This window comes from Flavobacterium granuli (assembly GCF_900129705.1).
Taxonomy (GTDB): Bacteria; Bacteroidota; Bacteroidia; order Flavobacteriales; family Flavobacteriaceae; genus Flavobacterium; species Flavobacterium granuli.
Genome location: NZ_FQWO01000003.1, coordinates 66,203 through 77,857, shown reverse-complemented (window position 1 = coordinate 77,857; position 11,655 = coordinate 66,203). Strand labels below are relative to the sequence as shown.

The 11,655-nt window shown below is 36.6% G+C and carries 11 protein-coding genes; 1 reads left to right on the top strand and 10 read right to left on the bottom strand.

Going from position 1 to position 11,655, the window contains the following annotated elements; all coding sequences use genetic code 11:
* Positions 1-207: 207 nt before the first annotated feature.
* The 9 genes from ftsY to BUB25_RS05330 all read right to left on the bottom strand — a co-directional run bounded on the left by ftsY (position 208) and on the right by BUB25_RS05330 (position 6,794).
* Positions 208-1,161 carry a signal recognition particle-docking protein FtsY gene (gene ftsY, locus BUB25_RS05370; RefSeq protein ID WP_072942066.1) on the bottom strand — a complete coding sequence of 318 codons (954 nt, stop codon included), beginning with the start codon at positions 1,159-1,161 and terminating at the stop codon, positions 208-210.
* Between the two features lie 266 nt (positions 1,162-1,427).
* Positions 1,428-1,580 carry a DUF4295 domain-containing protein gene (locus BUB25_RS05365; protein WP_072941281.1) on the bottom strand — a complete coding sequence of 51 codons (153 nt, stop codon included), beginning with the start codon at positions 1,578-1,580 and terminating at the stop codon, positions 1,428-1,430.
* Positions 1,581-1,628: 48 nt separating this feature from the next.
* Positions 1,629-1,811, bottom strand: coding sequence for a 50S ribosomal protein L33 (gene rpmG, locus BUB25_RS05360; RefSeq protein WP_011963553.1), 183 nt, complete (start codon positions 1,809-1,811; stop codon positions 1,629-1,631).
* Between the two features lie 29 nt (positions 1,812-1,840).
* Positions 1,841-2,077, bottom strand: a complete 237-nt coding sequence (gene rpmB / locus BUB25_RS05355) for a 50S ribosomal protein L28 (protein WP_072941276.1) — start codon at positions 2,075-2,077, stop codon at positions 1,841-1,843.
* Positions 2,078-2,152: 75 nt separating this feature from the next.
* Positions 2,153-3,403, bottom strand: a complete 1,251-nt coding sequence (locus BUB25_RS05350) for a CinA family nicotinamide mononucleotide deamidase-related protein (protein ID WP_072941274.1) — start codon at positions 3,401-3,403, stop codon at positions 2,153-2,155.
* 110 nt (positions 3,404-3,513) lie between these two features.
* Entirely contained in the window at positions 3,514-3,858 is a 345-nt protein-coding gene (locus tag BUB25_RS05345) for an Hpt domain-containing protein (RefSeq protein WP_072941270.1), read from the bottom strand.
* Positions 3,858-4,469, bottom strand: coding sequence for a fumarylacetoacetate hydrolase family protein (locus tag BUB25_RS05340; RefSeq protein WP_072941265.1), 612 nt, complete (start codon positions 4,467-4,469; stop codon positions 3,858-3,860). The genes BUB25_RS05345 and BUB25_RS05340 overlap by 1 nt, the downstream gene beginning before the upstream one ends.
* A 51-nt stretch (positions 4,470-4,520) precedes the next feature.
* On the bottom strand, positions 4,521-5,291 hold the full coding sequence (locus BUB25_RS05335) for a 3'-5' exonuclease (protein ID WP_072941259.1): 771 nt from the start codon (positions 5,289-5,291) through the stop codon (positions 4,521-4,523).
* A gap of 198 nt (positions 5,292-5,489) precedes the next feature.
* Positions 5,490-6,794: a dihydrolipoamide acetyltransferase family protein gene (locus BUB25_RS05330; RefSeq protein WP_072941256.1), complete on the bottom strand. Its 1,305-nt coding sequence runs from the start codon at positions 6,792-6,794 to the stop codon at positions 5,490-5,492.
* A gap of 508 nt (positions 6,795-7,302) precedes the next feature.
* Here BUB25_RS05330 and BUB25_RS05325 point away from each other — a divergent pair.
* Positions 7,303-9,165 carry an ABC-F family ATP-binding cassette domain-containing protein gene (locus BUB25_RS05325; RefSeq protein ID WP_072942063.1) on the top strand — a complete coding sequence of 621 codons (1,863 nt, stop codon included), beginning with the start codon at positions 7,303-7,305 and terminating at the stop codon, positions 9,163-9,165.
* Between the two features lie 160 nt (positions 9,166-9,325).
* Here the strand turns inward: BUB25_RS05325 and katG are convergent, their stop codons facing one another.
* A complete protein-coding gene (gene katG, locus BUB25_RS05320) occupies positions 9,326-11,542 on the bottom strand; it encodes a catalase/peroxidase HPI (RefSeq protein ID WP_072941253.1) in 2,217 nt (738 codons plus the stop codon).
* Between the last annotated feature and the right edge of the window lie 113 nt (positions 11,543-11,655).

Below are 11,655 nucleotides of genomic sequence, written 5' to 3'. Positions count from 1 at the left end.
ACTACTTTATAAATTGCAGAATCTATTGTTTTCTAGTTCTTTTAAACAAACCGAAAACAAAAAACAAAACTCCAACAACCAATAAAACATAGTAGAAAATAATATTTTTATCTCTAACCATATTAGCCAAAACAAAGGAAAAAATGCTCCCTAAATAGAGATACATCGTTGGAATATTTTTAATCGAAGAAAAATTCATTGTATAAATTATTTAAAGAAAGAATCCACAAACTCATATTTATTAAAAACCTGCAAATCTTCAATACCTTCTCCTACACCAATATATTTTACCGGAATTTTAAACTGATCTGAAATTCCAATAACAACCCCGCCTTTAGCCGTCCCATCTAATTTGGTAACAGCAAGAGAAGTCACTTCGGTAGCCGCGGTAAATTGCTTAGCTTGCTCAAAAGCATTTTGACCTGTAGAACCATCCAAAACCAACAAAACATCATGTGGCGCATCGGCTACGACTTTTTGCATCACTCGTTTTACCTTTGTCAATTCATTCATCAGGTTAATTTTATTATGCAAACGACCTGCTGTATCAATAATTACAACATCTGCTCCTTGCGCTACTGCCGATTGCAAAGTATCAAATGCCACTGAAGCCGGATCTGAACCCATATTTTGTCTTACAATTGGAACCCCAACTCTATCGGCCCATATTTGCAATTGGTCAATCGCCGCCGCTCTAAAAGTATCGGCTGCACCAAGAACCACTTTGTATCCTTGCTTTTTAAATTGATATGCCAGCTTGCCTATCGTCGTGGTTTTCCCCACTCCGTTGACACCAACAACCATTAAAACATAGGGTTTTGTATTAATTGGAATTACAAACTCAGTAGCTTCGCCAGTATTGGTTTCAGACAGCAAAGCTGCAATTTCTTCTTGCAAAATTTGATTAAGCTCATCAGTACCAAGGTATTTATCAGCAGCGACACGGCTTTCAATTCGGGTAATTATTTTCAATGTCGTATCGACACCAACATCCGAGGAGACAAGTATTTCCTCTAAATTATCCAAAACATCATCATCAACCTTAGACTTTCCGGCAATGGCCTTACTTAACTTAGAAAAGAAAGATGTTTTTGATTTTTCAAGACTTTTATCCAAAGTCTCTTTTTTTTCTGATGAAAATATTCTTTTGAAAAAACTCATTTTAATTTGGGTTTTAGGATTTGGGAATTGGGATTCTTTAAAGATACCCAAATGTTTTTATTAGCCCCGATTGCAGTAAAAACCCTTTATTTCAAGATCTTTCTTATCCTAAATAAAGTTTGCAACGTCCCGATAATTATCGGAAAACGGGAAATCAGTCTAAAAAATAGCCCAAATGTTTTGCTTCTAAAAATTCACTGACAAATATATAAAATAAAAAAGCTACTTCCGAATGAAAGTAGCTTTTCTATATAATGCTTAACTAATTAGTTCTTTTTCAAGAATTCATCAACAGCTTCAGGAGCCATAATAGATTCTACGAATGTATATGCACCTGTTTTAGGAGATTTCACCATTTTGATGGCTTTTGATAATCTCTTAGAAGATGTTTGTAACGATGCTACTGTTTTCTTTGCCATGACTTACTATTTGTTTATTTGAAATTTTTAAAAAATAAAAATCTCTAATTATTTAATTTCTTTATGAACAGTTACTCTCTTCAAAACTGGATTAAATTTTTTAATCTCTAATCTATCCGGAGTATTTTTTTTGTTCTTTGTTGTTATGTATCTTGAAGTTCCTGCAACACCTGATGCTTTGTGTTCAGTACATTCTAAAATTACCTGGATTCTATTACCTTTCTTTGCCATCTTGCTATTTATTTATATTGGAATAAAGATTATTTAATAAATCCTTGTGACTGCGCTTTTTTCAAAACTGCAGCAATTCCATTTTTGTTAATTGTTTTTATCGTAGATGCTGCTACTCTAAGAGTAATCCATCTATCTTCTTCTGGAAGATAAAAACGCTTTTTAACTAAGTTTACAGAAAATTTTCTCTTAGTTTTATTCATAGCGTGAGAAACGTTATTTCCTACCATCGCTCTTTTACCTGTAAGGTCACAAACTCTTGACATTATGCTTATCTTTTATCGTTATTCAAAATCAGGGTGCAAAGAAAAGAAAAATAAACGGATGAAGCAAAAAAATCACTACACATTTTTCAAAAATTCTTTCCTTAATAGTTCTAAACTTTTAATCACCGCTCTATCTATCACTTTTTCACGTGGTTGACCAAAATTATATTCTTCAACAATCACTTCATTTGGCGTTGCCAAAGCGATAAAAACAGTACCAATTTCAGCATTTTCATCCCCTTTAGTCGGCCCTGCATTTCCAGTAGTCGCAATTGCAAAATCTGTTTTCATCAGATTTTTCACACTCAAGGCCATAGCCGAAACCACCTCAGCACTCACCACAGAAAACTCCTTTATCAAACTTTCAGGAATGCCCAAAACATCTATTTTCGCTTCCGTTGCATAGGAAACCACACTTCCTTTAAAGTAATTTGAAGCTCCGGGTACCGCTGACAAAACCGATGCAATTGTTCCGCCGGTACAACTTTCGGCAGTAGAAATAGTCATTTTATGTTTTTTCAACAATTCCCCAACCACAACCTCAATCGTTTCTTCTTCTTCAAAACCAACGATAATATCACCAATAATCACATCCAATGAACGCACCTTTTCCTCGATTGCATCCATCAATTGCTGCTTATTATCTCCTCGAGCAGAAAGCCGCAAACGCACTCTTCCCGGACTTGGTAAATAAGCCAATTTTATAAAATCAGGAAGATTATTTTCCCAATCTTCAATACGTTCCGCCACAAGACTTTCTCCTTGACCGTAAGTAAGAATCGTTTTATGGACAATAAACGGACGCTTGTATTCTTTCACAACTCTTGGAACAATCTCATTTTCAACCAAGTATTTCATTTCATAAGGAACCCCTGGTAGCGAAACAAAAACAGTATTTTCTTTCTTCATCCACATACCCGGAGCCGTACCCACCTGATTAGGAAGCACCGTACATTTTGACGGAACCAAAGCTTGATCCTTGTTGATTTGCGTAATTGGACGCTTATAAAAACCCTCAATAAGCTGCGTAACATGAGCCAAAACTCCTTGATCCACAATCAATTCATCTTCAAAATAATCACAAAACGTTTTCTTAGTAATATCGTCTTTCGTAGGCCCTAAACCCCCGGTTAGAATAACCAAATCTACTTTATTTTGTAAACACAAGAAAGTCTTTAATATACTTTGCTTATCATCACTAATCGAAATCATTTCATCGATCTCTATCCCTATACCATCTAATGATTTAGCTATAAAAGCAGAATTCGTATCTACAATTTGCCCTATTAAAATTTCATCGCCAATAGTAACTATGGTTGCTTTCATTCTTTACTAAAAATTTAGGATTGAGACTATAAATAAAATTCAACATTCAAGAAAAAATGAATGCTGAATTTTTAAAAGTTTTTACAACAGAAATACAAACATTTGAAAAATTACAAATCGAAATCTTTTTTTATTTCTTTAACGGCATCACTCACTTGACTCTTAATGCTCTTAAAAGTATCTTTAATATCTTTCTTTTTACCTTCTTCTTTGGTCCAAGCTTCCAATTGCAGAATTTCCTCAAAAGCCACATTTAACCCCAGCAAATCAAGAGTGGGTTTAATTTTATGCGCATAAGCATACGCATGCTTGTGATCTTTCTTTTTAATTCCTTCTTTTATTTGCAACAAATCCTCAGGAACCTCTGTCACAAACAGAGTAAGAATTTCATTTACAAATTCGGTGTCATTATCTGAAAGTGCGTACACTTTTGAAAGGTTATAGTTTAAAGCCATTATTTTACTTGTATTCTAAAGAGTTTATGTCCTTCTAAAAATCCTTCTAAAACATCATTCGGTTGCACAGCAGCAACTCCTTCAGGAGTTCCTGTAAAAATAATATCACCTATTTTCAAAGTAAAATATTGAGAAACATAAGAAATAAGCTCATCAATTTTCCACAACATATAGGCTGAATCACCCATTTGCACCGACTTTCCATTATTAGTCAACTCAAAAGTAAGATTTTCTAACGAACTAAATTGCTCTTTAGGTAAAAAATCTCCAATAACCGCTGATCCATCAAATGCCTTAGCTTTTTCCCACGGCAATCCTTTGGCTTTCAACTTTGACTGTAAATCACGAGCAGTGAAATCTATTCCCACACTAATTTCGTCATAATATTTATGAGCAAACTTAGGTTCGATGTATTTCCCCACCTTACTTATTTTGACAATAATCTCAACCTCATGATGAATATCCTCCGAAAATTCCGGAATAACAAACGGATGCTGCTTTAATAAAATCGCCGAATCCGGTTTCATAAAAACCACAGGTTCAGTAGGACGCTCATTTTGCAACTCCTCTATATGATTGACATAATTTCTGCCGATACAAATTATCTTCATAACTTTAGTATTCAGTAATCAGTGGTCAGTTTAGAACTGAACACTGAACACTTATTTCGTATTCAATTTTCTTAATTTGATTGCAGTCAATACTTTTTTGGTATACAAAGGAAAATCCGCATTTTGTATCCAACTGAAATAACCCGGTTCCTTTTCCAAAACCGTATCTACCTTCACTCCTTTATGTTTTCCGAAAGCAAAAATCTCATTATCATCTTCATCAAAAGCGATCATTCCAGCAAAATCGGCTATTTTTTTTCTTGTCGAAAATTCAGAAAGCAACTTCACATCATTTTCAAGCTCCGGATAACGATCCAATTGCGCCTTCAATATCTCATAAGTCGCCATCGTATCCGCTTCGGCAGAATGTGCATTCTCCAATCCTTTGCCGCAATAAAACTTAAGAGCCGCTGATAGAGTACGCTCTTCCATTTTATGAAAAATAGTCTGAACATCCACCGAAACCCTGTTTTTCATATCGAAATCCACGCCGGCACGAAGCAATTCTTCAGCCAATAATGGAATATCAAAGCGATCAGAATTAAAACCAGCCAAATCACTATCCTTTATCATATTATAAACCTGAGAAGCCAACTCATTAAAAGTAGGCTCATTAGCTACTTTTTCATTCGTAATTCCATGAACAGCTGTTGTTTGTGGCGGAATTGGAATTGTAGGATTCACTAACCACGTCTTGCTTTCTTTATTTCCGTTAGGAAAAACTTTAAATATTGATATCTCAACAATTCTGTCTTTTCCAATGTCAATTCCTGTAGTTTCCAGGTCAAAAAAGCAGATTGGTTTATTTAACTTAAGTTCCATTTTTTATTTTTATAATATTACAAATGTAATTTTTAAACATGAAATCAGACCATTGTTTTTTCAAAAATTTTAATTTTAAAGCTTGTCAATTCTCAAATCAAGAAAGAGTTTTACTCAAAAGTCTAATCTTTTTACAAAACTAAAAAACCCAACAAATCAAAAAAATCTGTTGAGTTCTTTATCTAATCTTTTAATCTTTTACAAATCCCTATTTACATCAAATGCTTCCAGGTATTCAGCAACACGTTTTACAAAACTTCCACCTAACGCACCATCCACAACACGATGGTCATAGCTATGCGAAAGGAACATTTTTTGACGAATACCTATGAAATCTCCTTCCGGTGTCTCGATAACTGCCGGCATTTTACGTATGGCTCCAAGAGCTAGAATCCCTACTTGTGGCTGATTTAAGATTGGCGTTCCAAAAACACTTCCAAAAGTCCCCACATTAGTAACCGTATAAGTTCCTCCTTGAGTATCATCTGGTTTTAATTTTCCAGCTTTTGCACGACCACCTAAGTCGTTTACCGCCTTAGCCATTCCAACTAAATTCAACTGATCCGCATTTTTAATAACCGGAACAATTAGATTTCCATTTGGCAACGAAGCCGCCATCCCTAAATTGATATTTTTCTTTTTGATAATAAAATCGCCGTCCACAGAAATATTCATTCCCGGATAATCTTTCAATGCTTTTGCAACCGCTTCCATAAAGATTGGCGTGTACGTCAACTTCTCTCCTTCTCTCTTTTCGAAAGCATTTTTATGTTTTTCTCTCCATTTTACAATATTGGTCACATCAACCTCAATAAACGATTGCACATGAGCCGATGTTTGTACCGAAGCGACCATATAACCCGCAATCAACTTGCGCATTCTGTCCATTTCAACAATCTCATCGCCTCCGCTTAGAGAAACCGGAGCTGCTTTTTGAGCTACAGCGGCAGGAGCTACTTTTGGTGTTTCAATCGCAGTTGTCGCAGCGGATACTGGTTGATTTCCTCTATTTTTTACGTAATCTAATATATCATTTTTGGTAACTCTTCCATCTTTTCCTGTACCATTGATTGTTTCTAATTCAGCAATCGAAACCTCCTCTTCTTTTGCAATGTTCTTAACTAATGGAGAAAAGAATTTATCTGAATCTGAAAAATCAACTGGAACTGCAACACTTTCTCTGGCTGCTTCCACTGTTTTTTCTACTTCAGCAACCACTTCTGGGGCCACAGCTTCTTCAACCTTAGTACTTATCTCACCACCTTCTGTTTCAATAATAGCAATGGTTTGACCTACTTGAACTAAATCATCTTTACCAAACAACTTCTCAACCAAAACACCACTAACTTCACTAGGCACTTCGCTGTCCACTTTATCCGTTGCAATTTCTAGCACTGCCTCGTCAGCTTCAATTTTGTCTCCAACTTCTTTTAACCAATTTGTAATGGTTGCTTCTGCGACACTTTCTCCCATTTTTGGAAGCTTTAATTCAAATCTTGCCATATTGTTAACCTAAAAGGTGATTTTTGTTTTCAGTTTGCGAAATTACTAAATATTTGGAATATAAATTACATTTAATGTAATTTTTAGCGATATTTTTAAAAACATAACTTTTCATCAGAATTAGCCCTTCGTATTAAAAAATCGCTATGTTTTGATGCTGTTTTCACCGTTAATCTTTTATTTTTTAACGATTTCATAAAAATACCCCATTAATTGGAAGCAAACAAAAACTTATCCGATAGTGTTCTGTTATTTATTTTTAGCCAATTCCATGACGAAAATACCATTTTTTCCGTTTTTAAATCGTGAAATGAAGCTTTTTTTTACAATAACAAAATCATTTAGCTTCCAAACCCTTAGCTGAGAGTGGAGAATAAATGATTTGCACGAGTTTAATTTCACAGACAACACCCATCATTTACTTTAAATCCTATTAGTTTTCGTACTCTAATTCACAGGATTGCAACAACTCCATATAAATAGCTTACTTTTGCAAAAAATTACACTTGTGAATTATCTATCAGTCGAAAATATATCCAAATCTTTTGGAGAAAGAACACTTTTTGAAAACATTTCTTTTGGAATCAACAAAGACCAGAAAATTGCCTTTATAGCCAAGAACGGCTCGGGAAAAACAACCATTATGAGCATTATCAATGGTTTGGACGAATCCGATACCGGGCAAGTGGTTTTGAGAAAAGGAATTAAAATGGCTTTCCTGTCGCAAAACAACAACTTACAAGACGAATTAACGATTGAAGAAAGCATTTTTGCTTCAGACAATGAAATCTTGAAAGTGATTGAAGCTTATGAAAAAGCATTGGAAAATCCAGAAGACGAGGAAGCTTATCAAAAAGCTTTTGACGGAATGGATCAGCACAATGCCTGGGATTTTGAAACCCAATACAAGCAAATTTTGTTCAAACTGAAATTGGAAGATTTCAAACTGAAAGTAAAAAACCTATCGGGTGGACAGAAAAAACGTTTGTCTCTAGCCATTATTTTGATCAACCGCCCTGACTTGTTGATTTTGGACGAACCTACGAATCACTTGGATCTGGAAATGATCGAATGGCTCGAAAGTTATTTTGCCAAAGAAAACATTACCTTGTTTATGGTGACGCACGACCGTTTCTTCCTGGAGCGTGTTTGTAACGAAATCATCGAGCTGGACAACGGAAAATTATATTCCTACAAAGGAAACTACTCATATTATTTAGAGAAAAAAGAGGAACGCATCGCCTCCGAAAATGCGAGTGTAGACAAAGCGCAAAACCTTTTCGTAAAAGAATTAGAATGGATGCGCCGTCAGCCAAAAGCGAGAACGACCAAGTCGAAATCCCGTCAGGATGATTTTTACGACATTAAAGAAAAAGCACAAAGTCGCCGTAAGGAAAACAAGGTAGAGCTCGAAATCAACATGGAGCGTATGGGAAGTAAGATTATCGAACTTCACAAAATTTCCAAGAAATTCAAGGATCATGTGATCATGGATAATTTCAGTTTTGACTTTCAGCCCGGAGAACGCATTGGAATCATTGGAAAAAACGGAACCGGAAAATCGACTTTCTTGAATCTGTTAACGGGAACACTTCCGCTGGATAGTGGAAAAGTGGTGATTGGCGAAACGATCAAACTGGGTTATTATACCCAAAGCGGAATCAACCCAAAACCGGGACAGCGTGTGATTGACGTAATCAAGGAATACGGAGAATACATTCCGTTGATGAAAGGAAAAATCATTTCGGCTTCTCAGTTGTTAGAGCGTTTTCTTTTTGATGCTAAAAAACAATACGATTTTGTAGACCGTTTGAGTGGTGGGGAATTAAAACGTTTGTACCTGTGTACGGTTTTGATTCAGAATCCTAACTTCTTGATTCTCGATGAGCCTACAAACGATTTGGATATTGTGACCCTGAACGTTTTAGAGAGCTTCCTTCTGGATTATCCCGGCTGTTTATTAGTGGTATCGCACGACCGTTATTTCATGGATAAAATTGTAGATCACTTGTTTATCTTTAGAGGACAAGGTGTGGTGGAAAATTTCCCGGGAAACTATTCTGATTTCAGAGCTTATGAAGACAGTGCCGATGTGGCTCAAAAAGAGGAAAACAAAGCCGATAAAAAAGACTGGAAACAAAACAACCCAACCGGAAATCTGACTTTCAACGAGCAAAAAGAATATCAAAAACTGGAGAGAGAAATAAAGGATTTAGAAATTGATAAAACTAAAATCGAGCAATTATTCTCAGACGGGAAAGTTGCCGATGCCGATATCGAGAAAAAAGCGAACGAATTACAAAATATCATCAATAAAATAGATCAGAAAGAAGAACGCTGGTTTGAGCTGAGCGCGAAGATAGAAGGATAAAATTAGTATTCAGTCTGCAGTCGCAGTGTTCAGTCGCAATTTACTGAGTTAAATACTTATTTTAAAATAGCATTAAAAAACCACAACAAAATTAGATTCTGTTGTGGTTTTTCTATTATAAACTGTTTCTAAGTATTTTGATTTAAAAGGCGACAAAAAATTAGACCAAATCGAAACGATCCAAATTCATCACTTTATTCCACACTGCCACAAAATCGTTTACGAACTGCTCTTTAGCATCTTCACATCCATATACCTCAGCAATTGCTCTAAGCTCAGAGTTGGATCCAAAAATAAGATCAACACGAGTCGCAGTCCATTTTAATTCGGCAGTCTTACGGTCACGCCCTTCGAATACCTCTTGAGAATCAGAAGTTGCTTTCCAAGTCGTATCTAAATCCAATAGATTCAAAAAGTAATCGTTAGTAAGTACCTCAGGACGGTTTGTGAATACTCCTTTATTGGAATGATCGAAATTAGTGTTAAGAACACGTAGTCCACCCAAAAGCAAAGTCATCTCAGGCACGGTCAACGTTAGTAGTTGTGCTTTGTCCACCAGCATTTCTTCTGCAGATATAGTATATTTTGCTTTCATATAGTTACGGAAACCATCTGCTTCAGGTTCCAGAACTGCAAATGACTCTACATCTGTTTGTTCTTGTGACGCATCGGTTCTTCCGGGAATAAATGGTACAATTACGCTCTGACCTCCATTTTTCGCTGCCTTTTCAATAGCCGCACAACCAGCAAGTACGATTAAGTCAGCAAGAGAAACTTGCTTTCCTCCAGATATAGTGCTATTAAACTCTGATTTAATTCCCTCCAATGTCTCTAATACTTTAGACAATTGAGCCGGATTATTAACCTCCCAATCTTTTTGTGGCGCTAATCGAATGCGTGCGCCGTTTGCTCCACCACGTTTATCAGAACCACGAAAGGTAGAAGCAGAAGCCCAAGCAGTCGACACCAATTGAGAAACGGATAATCCTGAATCCAGTATTTTAGTCTTTAGCGTAGCGATATCGGCATCATCAATTAATTTATGCGTAACAGCCGGAACAGGATCTTGCCAGATTAATTCTTCTTTAGGCACTTCAGACCCCAGATAACGGGATATCGGTCCCATATCACGATGGGTCAGCTTAAACCAAGCACGAGAAAATACATCAGCAAATACATCCGGATTTTCAAAGAAATGTCTTGAAATTGGTTCATAAATAGGATCAACTCTCAACGCAAGATCAGCAGTAAGCATGGTTGGTGCATGACTTTTTGATGGATTATGAGCATCCGGCACTGTACCTGCTCCTGCTCCCCCTTTCGGTTTCCATTGGTGAGCACCTGCTGGACTCTTTGCTAATTCCCATTCAAATCCAAATAAGTTTTCAAAATAGTTGTTGCTCCATTTTGTTGGTGTTGTTGTCCAAGCACCTTCTAGACCACTTCCTATTGTATATTCTCCATTTCCAGTACCAAAAGTGTTTTTCCACCCAAGCCCTTGTTGTTCAATAGGCGCAGCTGCGGGTTCTGGACCAACGTATTTATTTGGATCAGCGGCACCATGAGTTTTTCCAAAGGTATGTCCGCCGGCAATAAGAGCAACTGTTTCCTCATCATTCATGGCCATACGGGCAAAAGTTTCTCTAATATCACGTGCTGATGCCAATGGATCAGGATTCCCGTTAGGTCCTTCGGGGTTCACATAAATTAGCCCCATCTGAACCGCTGCAAGAGGATTTTCGAGTTCTCGGTCTCCTGTATAGCGTTTGTCATCAAGCCACTTGCCTTCAGATCCCCAGTAAATATCTTCTTCTGGTTCCCAAATATCTTCACGTCCGCCACCAAAACCGAAAGTTTTGACTCCCATCGACTCCAAAGCACAATTACCGGTAAGAATCATCAGATCGGCCCATGAAATTTTCTTGCCATATTTCTTTTTGATAGGCCATAATAACAAACGTGCCTTATCTAGGTTTACATTATCAGGCCAACTGTTCAAAGGTGCAAATCGTTGGGAACCGGAACCTCCTCCTCCACGACCATCTGCGATACGATAGGTTCCAGCGCTATGCCATGCCATTCGAATAAAGAAAGGTCCATAATGACCATAATCAGCTGGCCACCACTCTTGAGAGTTAGTCATTAATTCAAAAATATCTTTTTTTACAGCTGCTAAATCGAGGTTTTTGAACTCCGCTGCATAATTGAACTCCTTGCCCATCGGATTAGACACTTCAGCATGTTGACGAAGAATATTTAATTTCAATTGATTGGGCCACCAATCATTATTTCTTGTACCAGAACCTGCACTTTGTTTTGCAGCTGTTCCTGAAAATGGGCATTTGCCTTCACCATTCGGATTAATGTTGTTTTCCATAATTATATCTGTTTTTTATTTTATAAACTCTCTATGCTAATTTACACAAAAAACAGTATCGATTTTTTTTTTAAAATAGATAAAAACTATTCAACAATCTGTTTACTAAAACA

Coding starts and splice junctions, on each gene's coding strand:
- ftsY (WP_072942066.1), bottom strand. CDS start 1,161: ATGAGTTTTTTCAAAAGAATATTTTCATCAGAAAAAAAAGAGACTTTG.
- BUB25_RS05365 (WP_072941281.1), bottom strand. CDS start 1,580: ATGGCAAAGAAAACAGTAGCATCGTTACAAACATCTTCTAAGAGATTA.
- BUB25_RS05350 (WP_072941274.1), bottom strand. CDS start 3,403: ATGAAAGCAACCATAGTTACTATTGGCGATGAAATTTTAATAGGGCAA.
- BUB25_RS05340 (WP_072941265.1), bottom strand. CDS start 4,469: ATGAAGATAATTTGTATCGGCAGAAATTATGTCAATCATATAGAGGAG.
- rpmG (WP_011963553.1), bottom strand. CDS start 1,811: ATGGCAAAGAAAGGTAATAGAATCCAGGTAATTTTAGAATGTACTGAA.
- BUB25_RS05330 (WP_072941256.1), bottom strand. CDS start 6,794: ATGGCAAGATTTGAATTAAAGCTTCCAAAAATGGGAGAAAGTGTCGCA.
- rpmB (WP_072941276.1), bottom strand. CDS start 2,077: ATGTCAAGAGTTTGTGACCTTACAGGTAAAAGAGCGATGGTAGGAAAT.
- BUB25_RS05335 (WP_072941259.1), bottom strand. CDS start 5,291: ATGGAACTTAAGTTAAATAAACCAATCTGCTTTTTTGACCTGGAAACT.
- katG (WP_072941253.1), bottom strand. CDS start 11,542: ATGGAAAACAACATTAATCCGAATGGTGAAGGCAAATGCCCATTTTCA.
- BUB25_RS05345 (WP_072941270.1), bottom strand. CDS start 3,858: ATGGCTTTAAACTATAACCTTTCAAAAGTGTACGCACTTTCAGATAAT.